This window comes from Novosphingobium sp. NFX11, assembly GCF_057376415.1.
The window spans coordinates 782,352-799,771 of the sequence record NZ_CP080386.1 but is presented as its reverse complement, the minus strand read 5'-3'; the positions used below and the strand labels follow the sequence as shown (position 1 = coordinate 799,771).

Below are 17,420 nucleotides of genomic sequence, written 5' to 3'. Positions count from 1 at the left end.
CAGGCCGGCTGCAAGGCTGCCCAGAAACCCAGCCACAACGGCTGAGCCCATTAGTGGCTGGCCTGTTCGCCACCGGCCCTGCGGTCCAGGTACTTGTTGACGACGATCGGCAGCGTCTCGTCCAGGAATGCGGCCATCGCCAGTTCCTCGGCCAATGTCTCGCGCAGCAGCGGCACCGCCTCCTGGTAGCCGCCCCTCTCGGCGATGATGATCAAAGCGTTGTAGCTCGCCACCTCGAAGTTCTCGAAGGCAAAGTTGGCGAAGCTGTTCTTCAGGATCTCGTCCGCCGCGAACGTATGGCCCAGCGCCGCGAGAGTACCGCTCAGGGACGCTGCCACGTCCTTAAGCGCGGAATGGCCTTCGCCTAGGCTGTCCAGGATCGTTTCCAGCCTTTCGATCTGCCTTTCGGTTTCGCCACGATGGCTGCGCAACTGGACTTCCACGTCCGCATATTCAGCCAGATGTTCGATCTGCCGGTCGAGCAGCGAAAGCGCCTGGTGTTCCAAGGCGTGCGCGTTGCGCAGACCAGTGACGAACTCGTGTCGGATTGCGTCTTCTGCTACCATTGCAAAGGGTCCTTAAGCTGTTTTCGCGGCAGCGATCGCGGCCGCTTCCTGAATGTCCTGGGCAGCGCCGAAGTCGCGGTCCGAGACCTTGCCGGCCCCAGGTCCGGCGCCCAGTTCCGTGCCGGTGAGAGGGTCCGCGTTCGGGTCGGATTTAAGCCGCGACATCAGCGCTGCCGTCGTCTCGGTCTCGGCATCCGTCAGGCCCACTTCTGGCAGGCCTTCACCGCCACCGAACGGCAGGCGGGCCTCGATATCGTCAACCTTTTCCCACTGTTCGCCGGTGTTCCAGGGACCAAGCGCATCGCCTTCGCCTTGCGACGTGTTGACATACATATCGGTATAAGGCGCAACGCCCGGAAGCTTCCCGGGAGGGAAATTCTCGCGGATGGAATAAAGGGCTTTCTCGAAACTTTTCTGGTGCGCGATCTCGCGGGTCATCAAAAAGCCCAGCGCTTCCTTGACGCCGGGATCATCGGTAACATTGATCAAGCGTTCATAAATGATCTTGGCCCGGCTTTCGGCGGCGATGTTGGAACGCAGATCGCAGGTCGGATCACCGCGACTGTCGACGTAAGCGGCGGTCCATGGCACGCCAGAACTGTTGGTCAACGCCGGTCCGCCGCCATACAGCAGGGACTGGGTGTGGCTGTCTCCGCCCGCGTTCATCTTCATGAACAACTCTGCCTCCTCGATGTTGGCTTCGGAGAGTTCGCCCTTGACGCCCTTGTTGAGCATTGCGACGATGGAACCGATCACCTCCAGATGGCTCAACTCTTCCGTGGCGATATCGAGCAGCATGTCCTTGCGACCCGGATCGACTTCACCCAAGCCTTGCGTGAAGTAGCGCATTGCAGCTGCCAGTTCTCCATCTGGGCCGCCGAACTGTTCAAGCAACATGGATGCAAGCACCGGATTGGTTTCAGATACCCGGACTGTGTATTGTAAACGCTTGTTATGCATGAACATTTTCTTCTCCATCTCGTTCTTGGCATCTTCGCTGATGCATCATTGCGTCAATGGATTGGAAAAGGGCCTCGTTCCTGATATCTTCCATCCACCAACATGGATCGATAAGATCATCGACGCCTCCACTTTGCGGAGGCAAAAGCAAAGTCGGGACGCGGCGTGCAGGAAACGTCCCTGCTTCGCCTGATTATCAAGTCCGAAACGCATCTTGCGGTGACGTCTCCAGCACGTACGATCCCAGTTGGTCGTCAAATCGTGATTGCCACGAAGACAGCGCCGGTCTCCTCTTTGGCGGCGGCGGCCTCGAACGCTTCATTGATCCGATCCAACGTAAAGCGGTGGGTGATCAGCTTCGCCGCTTCGAGCTTTCCGTTTGCCAGTAGCTCCAGCACCGTGCCCTGTTCAGGATAGATGTCATTTAACGCAAAGCTGGCGCTTGGCAGGATCTGTATTTCGGACATCTGGATGCGTTGCCATTCGAGCGGGATGGCAACGTCGCCGTCGTCGAATCCACCGACAACCACTACTTTGCCGCCACGACGTGCGATCTTTGTCGCCAATGGCAGTGTCTCGGGCATGGATTCGCCCCCGGCACACTCGAAGATGACGTCGGCACCTCGATTGCCGGTGAACTCCATGACCTGTTGGGCCACCCGTTCGGGCGGACCGCTTACCGTCACCGCCGCGCCCAGTTCGCGTGCGAGCGCAAGCGCACTGTCGACCGGATCCGTGATCAGAACGTCGGCGCCACTCAGCCGCGCAAGCTGCAATTGCCCTAAGCCAATCGGCCCGGCGCCGATGATCGCAACCTTGTCGTTGACCCCGGCTCCGCCAATGTGGTGGGCATGGAGGCACACCGAGAAGGTATCGATCAACGCCGCTTCCTCGAAGCTGACGTGATCCGGCAGTTTATAGAACTTTTTCTCTGGTCCGCAGACGAACTCGCCATAAGCGCGTGAGACGAATTTGGTCCGCACTTCGTACAGGTGCTCGCAGATATTATAACGCTGGGCATTGCAGTACACGCAGACGCCATCCCCCATGACCGTCTCGATCACGACCCGATCGCCGGGTTTGAGGTTGACCACATCTGAGCCGACCTCGACGACTTCACCCGCGAGTTCATGACCGACGATATGGCATTCCAGATCCGGCTCCGCCTTCGCCCAGTGCCGAAGGTCGGTGCCGCAGATGCCAGCAACCCGCACTCGGGCGAGAACGTAATCGCTGGCCGGGATGATCGGCCGGTCGACTTCGGTTACCGCAAACCTGCCGTCGGCGGTCTTCAAAGCGGCTTTCATCGGTTCACTCCCGGATCAGATCATGCGACCATCGAATGCTGTTTCGCAACGGATGTGCGTTAAGCCGTGGAAGATCGCGACCCGGCCAAAGTTCCCGTTGCGCCCGCCATCCTGACTTCGATTAGGAACTGCAGCAGCAGATGCGGCAGCCGGCCGCTGCCGTTGCTTTACGTCAGATCAAAGGAACTTTTGGACCGTCCCCCGCACTCAGGGAGTGTCGTTCGGAAAGAACGCGTTGGAGTGAGGTTTATCATGAACATACGTACATTAATGCTTGCCGCAGCCTGCGTCGCGGCGCCGAGCGCGGCATTCGCGCTGACCGATACGGCTCAGCAATCGTCAGGAACTTCGCAATCGTCGACCAGCGGGTCGACCAGCGGCAGCAGATCCAACGATCCACAGGACATGGGCCGGTCGCCCAACGGCCCCAATGGCACCAACACCGGCGCTCCCGAAAGCACCCAGCGCAAGAAGGCCGGCAAACGCGGCGACCGGCGGAAAGGTACGCCGCCGTCCGGCAATAGCGGCACAACCGGGAATACCGGAACCCCTGGAACCCCTGGAACGTCCGGAACATCCAGCACGCCTGGGAACCCCGCCGGCGTGGGCACCGTTACCGGCACGCCAGGCGGCGCCGGAACCTCTGGCACTTCAGCGAATGCCGGAGGCGATATAGGTTCGTCCGATACTGGCGGTTCCACACCGTGATCCCCGGGGATCGCCGCCGCTGTCGCAAACCCCGAGATGGCTGAACGGCGAACCGGCCCGGCTGCTCGCCTCAGGCGAGCGTCGGGCCGCCATCGCGCGGCGGATCGGCTTACCTCGCGGCTGGACCCGTGCGGTCAGCGCAACCTTTGATCCAGATTGCCGTGGCGCAACTTCGGCCTGGCATTGCCGTTATCGGGCGAGCGGCGCCGAAGTGGATCAAGGCGCGCTTCAAGGTCGTGCGCGAAAGGAAGTTACCTCATGATCGTTCTTCATTCAGCACCCAGGTTCAGTTCGAACGAAGGGGTGCGCGATAAACTGGTAGCAGCGCTTGGCGCGATGGTCACGCACGCCCAGGAGGAAAACGGCGAAATCGTGCTGACCGTTGCGCGCGCGCAGATTGCCACCGCCTTGCGCATCATCCGTGACGAACACGCCTACCAGCAACTGATGGACATCGCCGGCGTCGATTATCCCGCGCGCGCAGAGCGTTTCGAAGTTGTCTACATGCTGCTCTCGGTCACCCGGAACCATCGCCTGATCGTCAAGGTCGCCGCGTCGGAAACGACTGCGGTGCCGACCGTCACGACACTGTGGCCAAACGCAGGCTGGCTGGAGCGCGAGGTATTCGACATGTACGGCGTAATCTTCGCCGGCAACCCCGATCTGCGGCGCATCCTCACGGACTACGGTTTCGAGGGCCACCCGTTTCGAAAGGATTTTCCGCTCACCGGCTATGTCGAACTGCGCTATTCGAAAGAAGACCAGCGGGTGGTCTATGAGCCTGTCGATCTGCAGCAGGACTTGCGCACCTTCGACTTCATGAGCCCCTGGGAGGGCGCGGACTACGTGCTGCCTGGCGACGAGAAGGCAGCGCCTTCCCCCGCCATGACGCCCAAGACGACCGACGCTCCGAAGGACACCGGCGCTGGCGAGGCCACCGACCGGCAAGCGGCTCATAAAGTGGCATCGGCAGCAAGGACAGGCACGATCGCGGGCCAGGGCCTGGGCGACCCGGTTCAGGAAGAACTGGACAAAGACGCGCCGGGAGCGCCCGACCCGACCGGCGCACGGCCTGACCGAGGTCCTACCGGCGGCGCCAACGCCCGGGAAGGCTCCGGCCCGGCTCCGGAGGGAAGCTGACAATGAGCATGCAATTCGAACATTCGCCGACCACCGGCGACGACGTCATCACCAACTACACGATCAATTTCGGGCCACAGCACCCGGCCGCGCATGGCGTGCTGCGGCTGGTCATGGAACTGGATGGAGAGATCATCCAGCGCATCGATCCCCATATCGGCCTGCTCCATCGCGGCACCGAAAAGCTGATCGAGCACAAGACCTATCTGCAGGCCCTGCCCTATTTCGATCGCCTCGACTATTGTTCGCCGATGGCGATGGAGCATTCCTATGTTCTTGCCATCGAAAAGCTCGTAAACATTGAAGTGCCGATCCGCGCGCAGTACCTGCGCGTGTTCTTTGCGGAGCTGACCCGCATCAAAAACCACATGCTCAACCTCGGATCGCACATCATGGATGTGGGCGCCATGACCCCGAACCTGTGGCTCTTCGAGCTGCGCGAAGACTGCATGAACTTCTACGAGCGCTCCTCTGGAGCGCGCATGCATGCGGCGTGGTTCCGCCCCGGCGGTGTCCATGAAGACGTGCCGCTGAGGCTGCTGACCGACATCGGCGACTGGCTGGACAAGCGGCTGCCCCGCCTGTTCGAGGATGCGATGAGCCTCGTGGTGGATAACCGCATCTTCAAGCAGCGCAATGTCGATGTCGCCATCGTCTCCCAGGAGGATGCGCTGGCCTGGGCGTTCTCGGGTCCGATGATCCGCGCGGCCGGCCTCCCCTGGGACTTGCGCAAGTCGCAGCCTTACGATGTCTACGAACGCATGGAATTCGACATCCCCATAGGGACCAACGGCGATTGTTACGACCGCTTCATGGTTCGCGTCGAAGAAGTGCGTCAGTCTGCCAGGATCATGAAGCAATGCCTGGACGAGATGCCGGCCGGGCCGATTTCGTCGGATGATCGAAAGATATTCCCACCCAAGCGCGCTGAGATGAAGACATCCATGGAAGCGCTGATCCATCACTTCAAGCTGTACACCGAAGGCTTTCATGTCCCTGCCGGGGCGGTCTATGTCGCCACCGAGAGCCCCAAGGGCGAGTTTGGGGTGTATCTGATTTCCGATGGCTCGAACAAGCCGTACCGCTGCAAGATCCGTCCTACCGCGTTCTCCCATCTCCAGGCGATGGATTTCATGTCGAGAGGACACATGCTGCCGGACGCCACGGCAATCCTCGGCGCGATGGACATAGTCTTCGGTGAATGCGACCGTTGATCGTATGAAATCAGATGCTTTCAGTAAGCCAGTGCGCCTTTTGCATACGATCGATCGATCTCGATATTGATCCTGTTGATATTGCCGCGCTCGATCAGCGATTATAGATCATCATCACTCATGACAGGCAGACTTGCCGGTGATAGCCGCATCACTGGTTGGGGCGCGGGTTCAGTTTGCCCTGCCCACGCCCCCTTTTTCATTTCGTCATCAGAAGGCTGGCGCCCCACCACCACCACGTTCCAAGGAACCCGAACGATGTCAGACCGCCACGCGCGTCGAACGGCAACGAACACTTTCCTGCCACGCGATCCGGCGTGACCGCCCCATGTACTGGATAGGCACATACAGCGCACGCGGAAGCGGATTTTGCCCGATCATAGCGCGGGATCGAACGCTGCACTTGGGCGAGCCCGAACCGGCGATCGCGAATGCCTCGTTCGCGGTGTGGTCGCCTGGGCACCGGATCGCCTACGTAGTCCACGAAACCGATCAGGGCCGCATTGCCGCCTGGAAGCGCACCCATGAATCCTGGGCTCTGATGGGAGAGGTTTCGAGCGGCGGCGCCAGCCCTTGCTACCTGTCACTGTCGCCCGATGGCCGCCGCCTCGCGGCCGCCAACTATGTCGATGGTGCGTTGAGTATCGTGCCGATCGACTCGCATACCGGCGCCCTCTGCGAATTGTCGGATCGCTATCGGCCCGAGGCGCGCCTCAAGGACGCGGACGCCGATCTCGAACGGCAGGACGGTCCGCACGCGCACTGCGCGATTTTCGCAGATGATGGACAAACCATCTATCACGTAGACCTGGGCCTCGACCGCGTGTTTCGCCATCGCCTGGAGGGCGGCCGGATCACCTTTTCCGACATAGCGTTCGAAACACCCCGGGGATTTGGTCCCCGGCATCTCCTGTTTCATCCAGACAACGTGCATGCTGTGCTGCTGTGCGAACTGGCTGCGGCACTGTTCCTTCTCCGTCGCGAGGGGGTGTACTGACGTTTCTCGACTGCGTATCGACGTCGCCCGAGCCTTGCGCGGACGGCAATCTGGGCGGGCACATCGCCATTGCTGACGATGGCGCTGTCCTCGTCAGCAACAGGGGGCACGACAGCATCGTCCGATTTCGGGTGGAGGAAGGCCGGCTGGCAATGTCCGGCTGGTGGCTCACGGGCAGTTCGTCACCGCGTCACTATGTTGCCAATGGCGACGCCGCTCTTGTCGCGCACGAGCAGGGCGGCATGGTAACGCGGGTGGCACTTTCAGAGCCGGGCGGCGCGATGGAACGGATCGAAGTGCCCGGCGCTGCGTTCGTCTTGGCAATGTCGAACCGGCCGTGATGCGATGAGTGTCCCGGCTGCCGTTCCGCGGCCATCCAGGGGCAAAGATCGTCTCCCGCAGGCTATGCCGGCGTCGGGGTCGCGCGGGGCAAGTGACCGATCAAAGTCCTATCATGCATCTATTCGGGGCAACCCGATTGTGCCTTGCCGCCCTTAGTTTCCATGCACATTCACCACCTCAACTGCGGAACGGACTGCCCGTTGGGCGGCTCCCTCATCGATGGCCGCAGCCGGGGCCTGACGGGAAAGCTCGTCTGTCATTGCCTGCTCATTGTAACGGATGGGCATGGACTGGTGCTCGTGGATACCGGGTACGGCTTGCGTGATGTCGCTGATCCGCACCGCCCACCTCATCCCCGCATCACAAGTACAATGCGCGCGCTGCTGAACATCCGGCTTCGGCAAGAGGACACCGCCCTTCGCCAGATAGAAGCGCTCGGTTTCCGCTCGCAGGACGTGCGCCACATCGTCTTGACGCACCTCGACTTCGATCACGCCGGGGGTCTCGAGGATTTCCCGCAGGCGCGTGTCCACGTGATGGACAAGGAATGGACAAGCGCCACCGCTCCGAAAACCGGCTTCGTCAGTCGTAACCGCTACCGGCCATCGCAATTCGACGAGGTCCGCGCGTGGTGCCGCTATGGGGCGACGGGCGAGGCATGGTTCGGCTTCGATGCGGTGAGGGATCTCGATGGCCTACCGCCGGAAATCCTGATGGTGCCGCTGCCCGGCCATACCTGGGGCCATGCCGGCGTGGCGATCCAGCGACCCGAAGGCTGGCTGCTTCATGCCGGCGACGCCTATTTCTATCACGGTGAAATGCGCAGCGCGAAGCGTCGCTGTACGCCGGGGCTGCGCGGCTATCAGACGATGATGGAAGTCAGCCGGGAACTGCGCCTGACGAACCAGGAACGCCTGCGAGCCCTGTCCGTCGCACGGCGCAAGGACCTGAGGATACTATGCGCACACGACGTCGTGGAATTCGAACACGCGGCGACTGGAAACCCGCTGTGACAGCGCAATTCTTATCCGCGCCGCAGCCTGATCATCGGGATGAACCATGACTGTCGAACACACCGAGCTTGCCGGAAAGCGGATACTGCTGACGGGCGGCACTACCGGCATAGGGCGCGCGGCGCTCCAGCTTCTCGCTCGCGAAGGCGCCCGGGTGGTGACGTTCGGGCGACATGAACCGGACCTTGGGGATGCCTTGGCCATCGCTCGCGAGCAGAGCGGCGAAGTGATCGGGCTCACGGCGGACGCGTCCTCGAAGGAGGACATCGATCGCGTGTTCGCGGCGGTGGACGAAGAACTTGGAGGGATCGACATCCTGATCGCCTCTGCCGCGCTGGGCGCAAAACCGGTACACCAGATGACGGATGCGGACTGGCGCTACGTCGTCGAAACCAACCTGATCGGCTATATCGCCTGTGCCCGCGAAGCCGTTATGCGGAGGCAGGCGCAAGGATCAGGCCACCTGCTGTTCATCGGTTCGATCAGCACCGAGATCAAGGCAGTCGGCGAAAGCGTCTACTCCGCAACCAAGGCCGGCATCCAGGCATTCGCCGAGACGCTGCGCAAGGAAGTGGAGGAGGACAACATCCGCGTCAGCATCATTCAGCCCGGTTCGGTCGATACCGACATGCAGGAGGCGAGTGACGAGGAAAAGCGCCAGGCCGTCTCTCGCCACCAGATGCTCCAGGCGGCCGAGATTGCTGAAGCCATCGCATTTGTCCTCACCCGCTCGGCGGCATGCGACGTCGTCAACCTGCGCATCGAACCGCGCCTGCAGAAGACGGCCTGAACCGATGGATCCGGCACGGCCCGACGGTGCAGCGCCTTGCGTGCCACCTGCCGCCGCAAAACCGCTGCGCAGCTGTCGTTCGGCCGAGGGCGGCTGGTCGCCCCGGCAATATATAAAGCTATGTTAGTCGCCCGGACCCCAGACAAGCCAGCTTCGTTCAAGCTGCAGCCGGTTGAGGCCCTTCCTGCACGCTGCGATCACCTGACATCAGAACGGAGCTTTCCTTCATGGACACCACGAACGACATGCAGCCGCCCCTTTCCGAACAGCAGCAGCAGCCGCCTGGACTGACGGGCGAGATGGATCCGGTGCCCGACCACGGCGAAGACAGCTACGAGGGGCACGGCCGCCTGCAGGACAAGAAGGTGATCATCACCGGCGGCGACAGCGGCATAGGGCGCGCCGTTGCCATCGCCTTTGCCCGTGAGGGCGCGGACATCCTCATCGCCTACCTCAACGAGGATGAGGACGCGGCGACGACCGCCAGCCTGATTGAGGCAGCGGGCCGCAAGGCGGTGCTGATCGCGGGCGATATCGGCGATTCCGCACATTGCCGGGCCATCGTTGAACGGGCGGTAGAGGAACTGGGCGGTGTCGATGTGCTCGTCAACAATGCGGCCCATCAAATGACATTCGAAGACATTGCCGACATTCCCGACGAGGAATGGGACAGAACCTTCCGCACGAACATCCATGCAATGTTCTACCTGGCGAAAGCGGTGGTCGGTCACATGAAGCCGGGCGCCTCGATCATCAACACGACGTCGGTCAACGCCGATATGCCCAAACAGACACTGCTCCCTTATGCGACGACGAAGGGCGCCATCCAGAATTTCACCGGCGGCCTGGCACAGATGCTCATGCCCAAGGGCATCCGCGTGAACTGCGTTGCGCCGGGCCCGGTCTGGACGCCCTTGATCCCGGCCACCATGCCGCCCGATCAGGTGAAGACATTCGGAGCCAGCTACCCCATCGGCCGCCCCGCCCAGCCCCGGGAACTTGCCCCCGCCTATGTCGTGCTCGCCAGTGACGAAGCCAGCTACGTCTCGGGCGCCACGATCGCCGTCACCGGCGGCAAGCCCATGATGTGAACCGCGCCCTGCCCGGCCGGTTCCTGCACCTCGCATCGGCGCTGCTTGCCGGCTGCGGCTCACATTCGGTACTTTCTCCCGGCGGTCCAATCGCCGCCGGCAACCGGCAGATCATGCTGGACGCGCTCGGAATCATGTTGGCCATCGTCGTGCCCACGATGATCGCGTCTGTCAGGTTCGCATGGTGGTTCCGCGCCGGCAATCCCCGCGCGCGCTACAAGCCGAGCTTCGTCTATTCGGGACGTATCGAGATGATCGTCTGGTCGATCCCCATCCTGGTCATCCTGTTTCTTGGCGGGGTGATCTACATCGGGAGCCATGATCTCGACCCGGCCCGCCCGATCGCGTCGACCCACGAAACAGTCGAAGTTCAAGTGGTCTCGCTCGACTGGAAATGGCTGTTCATATATCCCCGCGAGGGGGTGGCGAGCGTCAACCGGCTGGTTGTTCCCGCCGGGGTTCCGGTGCGGTTCCGTCTGACGTCGGCGAGCGTCATGAACGTCTTTTTCGTGCCGCGGCTGGGCACCATGATCTATGCCATGAACGGCATGGAGACAAAGCTGCATCTCATGGCCGACAAGCCGGAGCAGTTCTACGGCCAGTCCGCGCATTTCAGTGGCGACGGATTTCCCGGCATGAAGTTCACCGTCCATGCACTGCCTCCCGATCGTTTCGCGCAGTGGTCGAAAAGGGTTCGCGGCAACCGCCTGGATGCCGCCGCCTATGCGCGCCTGGCGCGACAAAGCAGCGACGTTCCGGCATTCGACTACAGTTCGGTCGTCCCGGGCCTGTTCGACGGTATCGTCTCCCACCGAATTGCCCCCGCCGCCGGGCCCGGTGAAGGACGCGGTGGCCCGGGCGTGTCGCCGGAGCCACTGTCATGACTATCCTTGGGAAGCTCGACTGGTCCGCCGTGCCGTTCGACCAACCCATCCCGCTGATCGCGGCGGGCATCGTCATATTCGCCATCCTCGCCCTTGTCGCATGGGTCACCGTGAAAGGGCACTGGCACTATCTATGGTCGGAATGGATTACCTCGGTCGACCACAAGCGTATCGGCGTCATGTACGTGATGCTCGGCATAGCGATGCTGCTGCGCGGGTTCATCGACGCGATCATGATGCGCAGCCAGCAGGCGATGACCGTGGGCGGCGGACAGGGCTATCTTCCGCCCGAGCACTACGACCAGATCTTTTCCGCGCATGGCACGATCATGATCTTCTTCGGGGCCATGCCCTTCGTGATCGGGTTGATGAACTTCGCGGTGCCGCTGCAGCTTGGCGTGCGCAACGTGGCGTTCCCGACGCTCAATTCCACCAGCTTCTGGCTGACGGCCGCAGGCGCGCTGCTGGTCAACGTCAGCCTGGTGATCGGTGAATTCTCCCGCGCGGGGTGGCTGCCTTATGCGCCGCTCAGCGAAAAGACCTATTCGCCCGGCGTCGGCGTCGACTATTATCTATGGGCGGTGCAGATCTCGGGCGTCGGCACGCTGATGAGCGGCATCAACCTGGTGGCCACCATCCTCAAGATGCGGGCGCCGGGCATGAGTTACCTGCGCATGCCGATGTTCTGCTGGACATCGCTAGGCGCCAATATGCTGATCATCGCCGCTTTCCCGATCCTGACGGCGACGCTGTCGATGCTGACCCTGGACCGCTACTTCGGCTTCCACTTCTTCACCAACGAGGCGGGCGGCAACCAGATGATGTTCGTCAACCTCATCTGGGCATGGGGCCATCCCGAGGTCTACATCCTGATCCTGCCGGCATTCGGCATTTTCTCCGAGGTCTTCTCGACCTTCTCGTCCAAGCCACTATTCGGCTATCGTTCGATGGTGGCGGCGACGCTGTTCATCGTCGTCGTGTCGTTCCTTGTATGGCTGCACCACTTCTTCACGATGGGCGCAGGAGCGGACGTCAATGCCGCCTTCGGCATCGCCACGAGTGTGATCGCGGTGGGTACGGGCGTGAAGGTCTATAACTGGATCTTCACCATGTACGGAGGACGCCTGCGGTTCGCCACCCCGATGATGTGGGGCATGGGCTTTCTGCTGACATTCGTGGTCGGTGGAATGACCGGGGTGCTCCTGGCCATTCCGCCTGCGGATTTTGTCCTGCACAACTCGATGTTCCTTGTCGCGCACTTCCACAATGTCATCATCTCCGGCGTCGTTTTCGGGGCCTTCGCCGGATATACCTACTGGTTCCCCAAGGCCTTCGGCTTCCTTCTCGACGAGTTTTGGGGCCACATCGCGTTTTGGCTCACGATCGCCGGGTTCGTGATCGTCTTCGGCGCGCTTTACGTCGCAGGGCTTGATGGCATGACCCGCAGGCTTCAGCGCGTTCCGGTCGAGGAATGGGGCATCTGGATGCACATCGCGTTGGCCGGGGCCGGCGTGATGATCCTGGGCGTGCTGGCGCAGATCATCCAGCTGGTCGTCTCGATCCGCCGCCGCGAAGCACTGCGCGACGTGACGGGCGATCCATGGGATGGTCGCTCGCTCGAATGGTCGACCCCCTCGCCGGCACCACCCTTCAACTTCGCGGTCCTGCCGCAGGTGCACGGCGAGGAGCCCTACTGGACCATCAAGCAGGCTGCGATCGAAACCCAGCGGCTTGGACCCGAACCGCGATACGATCCCATCCACATGCCGAAAAATAGCCCGACCGGCGTGGTCACCGCGTTCTTCGCCAGCGCGATCGGCTTCGCACTGGTCTGGGAAATCTGGTGGCTTGCGACGATCGGCTTCGTCGGAGCCTATGCCACCTTCGTGATCTTCGCTTGGCGCACCGTTCACGAATACGAAATTCCGCCCGACGAAGTGGCGCGGATCGACGGGGCACGCCGCTTGGCCAGGCACGCCTGGCTCCGACGGGAGGAGCAGAACGCATGAGTTCTCCCAACGCACCCGGCACCCCCGCGCATGATGCCTATGCCCTGGGCCGTCACCAATCGAATCCGACCGTAACCGGACATGGCGAAGGCGGACCGTCATCCCCCGCACGATCGTTGGCTATGGCTTCTGGATCTACCTGCTGAGCGACATCGTCATGTTCTCCGCCTTTTTCGCGGCCTATGCCGTGCTGGCGGATGAACATGCCGGCGGTCCCGGCCAGCGCGAGCTGTTCGGCCAGGGCCGCGTCGCGCTGGAAACAGCGGTGCTGCTGCTGTCCAGCTTCACCTGTGGCATGGCCAGCGCCGCCGCCGATCGCAAGGCGATCATGTGGACGCAGGGATGGCAGCTGGCCACCGGCATCCTGGGCGCCGCATTTCTTGCGCTCGAAGTTCAGGAATTCGCGATCATGGCATCCGAAGGGGCCGACCCACAGCGCAGCGCCTTCCTTTCAGCCTTCTTCGCGCTCGTCGGTCTGCATGGCCTGCATATCGCCGTGGGGCTGCTCTGGCTCGGCACGATGATGGCGCAGCTCGGCGCGAAGGGGTTTCAACCCACGGTCCTGCGCCGGATGATGTGCTTCAATCTGTTCTGGCACGCGCTCGACATCATCTGGGTAGGGCTGTTCACCATCGTCTATCTGATCGGGATAACCTGACATGGAAAATCGCGCCGACCACGAACGCGATCCTCACGATGCCGCTCCTGGCGACGAAGCAACCGACATCGGCGAGTTGTCGGGCGGGATAAAGGGCTATATCATAGGCCTCGTCCTGGCGGGCCTGCTGACCGGACTTTCATTTCTGCTCGTCAACGTCGAACTGATATGGCGCCCCGCGCTGCCGATGGCGCTTATCGTGCTGGCAGTCGCGCAGATGGGCATCCACCTCGTCTTCTTCCTGCATGTTACAACCGGCCCCGACAACACCAACAACGTGCTTGCCCTGGCCTACGGCGTGCTCATCGTGGGGCTCGTGATCTTCGGTTCGATCTGGATCATGAACCATCTCCACCATTCCACGATGCCGCTGGCGGGCGGCATGCACGGAATGTAGCGGATTGCCGAGCCGCGCCGCCATAGCGGCCTAACGTTTCGACCTACCTTCCACATGTCCGGCTTCGCCGGCAAGTTCAGGCACGTCGCGCAGTTCGTCGTCCAGTTGCCTGCGCACGATCCGCCCTTCGGCCATGACCACGATGGCGGCCACGATCACCAGCGCAAAGCCCAGGAACGTGGCCGCCGTGCCAGCGTAAGTAATGAAAAGATTGGCCGGGACGAGCACGTCCGCCGCGCCGAAGATAAGCGATGCAATCAGCGAGACGGCGGCAACCAGGCCCGTCATCGTTGCCCGGCCCATCAGCGTGCAACGGGTACGGTAGGTGACGATCTGGTCCTTGAGGTTGCCGGCGCGCGCTCCTTCATGGTCGTTGGATCTGTAGTCGCCGACGGCAGACCGATAACGATCGAGCGCGCTATCGTAGCGTTGCTGCAGAAAGCCCATGAATATCCAGGCCGCGAACACGATCGCCGCATTGGGTCCCACTGCCTTCAGGACATCGCCGAGTTGAATCATATCCTTGACCTCCGGTTGCCAACAAGATTTTGAGGCGCCGGATGGCCGACCGCCCCTAACCACCTGACTTTGAGAACGGCGGTGGAATATTCGGCCACGGTAGCCGCGGGATAGGTCCGCTGCGGGCGGTGTAAAAGTCGTCCACCTTGAAGCCTTTCTGCTTAGCAGGGAGGACTGAGGATTTTCAGTGTGGAACTCTATCTGAAGGTACGTCTGGCTTGCGCGGAAGGGCTGAGCCAGCGGAGCGCGGCGAAGCGTTTCAATGTGTCGCGCGACACGGTTCGCAAGATGCTGTCGTTTTCATCGCCGCCCGGTTACCGGCGCCAGGCAGCGCCTTGCCGTCCGAAGCTGGACGGGTTTGTAGCGATCATCGATGGCTGGCTCGACGGGGACCGGGGGTTCCGCGCAAGCAGCGCCATACGGCGAAGCGGGTATTCGATCGCCTGCGCCAGGAGCATGGGTTCACCGGCGGCTATACGATCATCAAGGATTACATTCGGGAGCGTGAGCAGCGTAGCCGGGAGATGTTCGTGCCGCTGGCCCACCCGGCGGGTGATGCGCAGGCCGATTTTGGGGAAGCGCTGGTGGAGATCGGCGGGGTCACGCAGAAGGCGCACTTCTTCGTGCTCGATCTGCCGCACAGTGACGGGTGCTATGTGCGTGCTTATCCAGCGGCAGTGGCCGAAGCCTGGGTCGATGGTCACATCCATGCCTTCGTCTTTTTCGGCGCGGCGCCCCGCTCGATCGTCTATGACAACGATCGCTGCCTGGTGGCGAAGATCCTGCCCGACGGCACGCGCAAACGCGCATCGCTGTTCAGTGGGTTCCTGTCCCATTACCTGATCCGTGATCGCTACGCGCGCCCGGGCAAGGGGAACGAGAAAGGCAATGTGGAAGGACTGGTGGGCTATTGCCGGCGCAACTTCATGGTGCCGATCCCGCAGTTCCCGACCTGGGAGGCGTTCAACCTGTGGCTCGAGGAGCAGTGCCGCAAACGTCAGGACGACAAGCTGCGGGGGAGAGCGAGACGATCGGCGAGCGACTTCAGCGCGATCTTGCCGCGATGCAGCCGCTGCCAGCCTCGCCCTTCGAGGCTTGCGACCAGACCAGCGGACGTGTCTCGTCACAGTCCCTGGTGCGTTACAAGACCAACGACTATTCGGTGCCGGTAGCCTGGGGTCATCAGGAAGTCTGGGTCCGGGGTTATGTCGATGAGGGGGTGATCGGCTGCCGCAGCGAGTTCATCGCCCGGCATCCCCGTTGCTGGCGGCGGGACGAGGTCATCTTCGATCCGCTTCATTATCTCCCGCTGATCGAACAGAAGATCAAATGCGCTGGACCAGGCGGCGCCGCTGCAGGGATGGGAACTGCCCGAGGCGTTCGCGACACTGCAACGCCTGATGGAAGCGCGCATGCACAAGCATGGCAAGCGCGAGTATGTGCAGGTGCTGCGCCTGCTGGAGAGCTTCGATATCGCCGATCTCCAGGCGGCGGTGGAGCAGGCTATCGACCTGGGCGCCGTCGGCTTCGATGCCGTCAAGCACCTGATCCTGTGCCGGGTCGAACGCGTGCCGCCCAGGCTGGACCTGGACGTCTATCCCTTCCTCCCACGCACCAAAGTCGAGAAGACCTTTGCCAGAGCCTACATGAGCTTGCTCTCCGATGGGCAGAAAGCCGCATGAGCGGTCAGGCCCCCGAGATCCTGCTCGCCCACCATCTTAAGGCGCTCAAGCTGCCCACCTGCCTTCGTGAGCATCAGAAACTGGCCCGGCAATGCGCCGCCGAAGGCCTCGACCATATCCGCTTCCTCGCCCGGCTCATCGAGATGGAGATGATCGACAGGGAGCGTCGCATGGTGGAGCGGCGCATCAAGACGGCACGCTTCCCCGCGGTCAAAAGCCTCGACAGCTTCGACTTCACCGCCATCCCCCGACTCAACAAGATGCAGGTGCTCGAGATGGCGCGCTGCGAATGGATCGAGCGCCGCGAGAACGCCATCGCTCTGGGGCCATCGGGCACGGGCAAAACGCATGTGGCTCTCGGACTGGGGCTGGCGGCATGCCAGAAAGGGCTGTCAGTCGGCTTTACCACCGCCGCCGCGTTGGTCAGCGAGATGATGAAGGCCCGGGACGAGCGACGCCTCCTGCGCTTCCAGAAACAGATGGCTGGATACAAGCTGCTCATCATCGACGAACTGGGCTTCGTGCCGCTCTCCAAGACCGGGGCCGAATTGCTGTTCGAGCTGATCTCACAGCGCTACGAACGCGGCTCGACTTTCATCACCAGCAACCTGCCCTTTGACGAATGGACCGAGACCTTCGGATCCGAACGTCTCACCGGCGCGCTCCTCGACCGGCTGACCCATCACGTCAGCATCCTGGAGATGAATGGCGAAAGCTACCGCCTCGCCCATAGCCGCGCCCGCAAGTCCAAAACCAACCCCTGAAAATCGAGCCAACGCCGGCGGAGTGGCGTGAGGGCGTAGGTGTGCCGGGCATGGGCACTGGATAGGAGGTGAAAGTCCTTTACGGGGCGAGTTGGTAGCAACCGTAAGTCGAAGACAACTGCACGCAGCGTGCCCATCGTGAGATGCGCAAGGCGCTGATGCCGCGAGGCCGTGTGGGGAGGAAGTCTTAGACGAACCGCAGCACCGAACGCGAGTGAACCCTTGGACAGGCCGATCCGGTCGGGTGAGCGTGCCTACAAACGCGACGCCCAAAATCCAACCGAGACCGGGGCGGTAGTGAGGGCGGCGGCGGCGGCATATCCAGTGTTCTTACCCCGGGAGATCTGTTGGGGTCCGCGTGAGCGGTAGGCGGGTAGGA

At 62.1% G+C, this 17,420-nt stretch carries 16 protein-coding genes and 1 pseudogene; 13 read left to right on the top strand and 4 right to left on the bottom strand.

All coding sequences use genetic code 11. The annotated features are described in order from the left end of the window. Positions 1–50 precede the first annotated feature (50 nt). From KZO24_RS30560 to KZO24_RS30550, 3 genes are all read right to left on the bottom strand, one after another. Positions 51–566, bottom strand: a complete 516-nt coding sequence (locus tag KZO24_RS30560; RefSeq protein WP_486488072.1) for a ferritin-like domain-containing protein — start codon at positions 564–566, stop codon at positions 51–53. A 12-nt stretch (positions 567–578) separates the two neighbouring features. Then, positions 579–1,532: a manganese catalase family protein gene (locus KZO24_RS30555; RefSeq protein ID WP_211151195.1), complete on the bottom strand. Its 954-nt coding sequence runs from the start codon at positions 1,530–1,532 to the stop codon at positions 579–581. A gap of 248 nt (positions 1,533–1,780) precedes the next feature. Beyond that, positions 1,781–2,833, bottom strand: coding sequence for a zinc-dependent alcohol dehydrogenase (locus KZO24_RS30550; protein ID WP_486488071.1), 1,053 nt, complete (start codon positions 2,831–2,833; stop codon positions 1,781–1,783). A gap of 966 nt (positions 2,834–3,799) precedes the next feature. Here KZO24_RS30550 and KZO24_RS30545 point away from each other — a divergent pair. The 11 genes from KZO24_RS30545 (at position 3,800) to cyoD (ending at position 14,076) form a co-directional block, all read left to right on the top strand. Further along, positions 3,800–4,681 (top strand): NADH-quinone oxidoreductase subunit C, encoded by an 882-nt coding sequence (locus KZO24_RS30545; protein WP_486488070.1) that lies wholly within the window; start codon positions 3,800–3,802, stop codon positions 4,679–4,681. A 2-nt stretch (positions 4,682–4,683) separates the two neighbouring features. Then, on the top strand, positions 4,684–5,895 hold the full coding sequence (locus KZO24_RS30540; protein ID WP_486488069.1) for an NADH-quinone oxidoreductase subunit D: 1,212 nt from the start codon (positions 4,684–4,686) through the stop codon (positions 5,893–5,895). Positions 5,896–6,223: 328 nt separating this feature from the next. Then, the gene (locus tag KZO24_RS30535; protein WP_486488068.1) at positions 6,224–6,892 is read left to right on the top strand and encodes a lactonase family protein; all 669 of its coding nucleotides are present in this window, start codon (positions 6,224–6,226) and stop codon (positions 6,890–6,892) included. After that, entirely contained in the window at positions 6,841–7,233 is a 393-nt protein-coding gene (locus KZO24_RS30530) for a beta-propeller fold lactonase family protein (RefSeq protein ID WP_486488067.1), read from the top strand. The genes KZO24_RS30535 and KZO24_RS30530 overlap by 52 nt, the downstream gene beginning before the upstream one ends. A 162-nt stretch (positions 7,234–7,395) precedes the next feature. After that, positions 7,396–8,247, top strand: coding sequence for an MBL fold metallo-hydrolase (locus KZO24_RS30525; RefSeq protein ID WP_486488066.1), 852 nt, complete (start codon positions 7,396–7,398; stop codon positions 8,245–8,247). Between the two features lie 46 nt (positions 8,248–8,293). Further along, positions 8,294–9,037, top strand: a complete 744-nt coding sequence (locus KZO24_RS30520) for an SDR family NAD(P)-dependent oxidoreductase (RefSeq protein ID WP_486488065.1) — start codon at positions 8,294–8,296, stop codon at positions 9,035–9,037. Between the two features lie 227 nt (positions 9,038–9,264). Continuing rightward, entirely contained in the window at positions 9,265–10,128 is an 864-nt protein-coding gene (locus KZO24_RS30515) for a glucose 1-dehydrogenase (RefSeq protein WP_486488064.1), read from the top strand. After that, a complete protein-coding gene (gene cyoA, locus KZO24_RS30510) occupies positions 10,125–11,012 on the top strand; it encodes a ubiquinol oxidase subunit II (RefSeq protein ID WP_486488063.1) in 888 nt (295 codons plus the stop codon). The genes KZO24_RS30515 and cyoA overlap by 4 nt, the downstream gene beginning before the upstream one ends. Before the next feature lie 2 nt (positions 11,013–11,014). Then, complete coding sequence (locus KZO24_RS30505; protein WP_486488456.1) at positions 11,015–13,021, top strand: cbb3-type cytochrome c oxidase subunit I; 2,007 nt, start codon at positions 11,015–11,017, stop codon at positions 13,019–13,021. A gap of 157 nt (positions 13,022–13,178) precedes the next feature. Beyond that, positions 13,179–13,679 carry a cytochrome c oxidase subunit 3 gene (locus KZO24_RS30500; RefSeq protein ID WP_486488062.1) on the top strand — a complete coding sequence of 167 codons (501 nt, stop codon included), beginning with the start codon at positions 13,179–13,181 and terminating at the stop codon, positions 13,677–13,679. Position 13,680: 1 nt separating this feature from the next. Further along, on the top strand, positions 13,681–14,076 hold the full coding sequence (gene cyoD, locus KZO24_RS30495; RefSeq protein WP_211151185.1) for a cytochrome o ubiquinol oxidase subunit IV: 396 nt from the start codon (positions 13,681–13,683) through the stop codon (positions 14,074–14,076). Between the two features lie 30 nt (positions 14,077–14,106). Here cyoD and KZO24_RS30490 read toward each other — a convergent pair whose 3' ends face one another. Next, the gene (locus KZO24_RS30490) at positions 14,107–14,595 is read right to left on the bottom strand and encodes a DUF2721 domain-containing protein (RefSeq protein ID WP_486488061.1); all 489 of its coding nucleotides are present in this window, start codon (positions 14,593–14,595) and stop codon (positions 14,107–14,109) included. Between the two features lie 189 nt (positions 14,596–14,784). On the opposite strand from KZO24_RS30490, the pseudogene istA reads away from it, so the two are divergent. After that, positions 14,785–16,277, top strand: a pseudogene (gene istA / locus KZO24_RS30485) (IS21 family transposase). Beyond that, positions 16,274–17,041, top strand: coding sequence for an IS21-like element ISSsp5 family helper ATPase IstB (gene istB, locus KZO24_RS30480; RefSeq protein ID WP_486488060.1), 768 nt, complete (start codon positions 16,274–16,276; stop codon positions 17,039–17,041). Before istA ends, istB begins: the two are co-directional and overlap by 4 nt. Positions 17,042–17,420 lie beyond the last annotated feature (379 nt).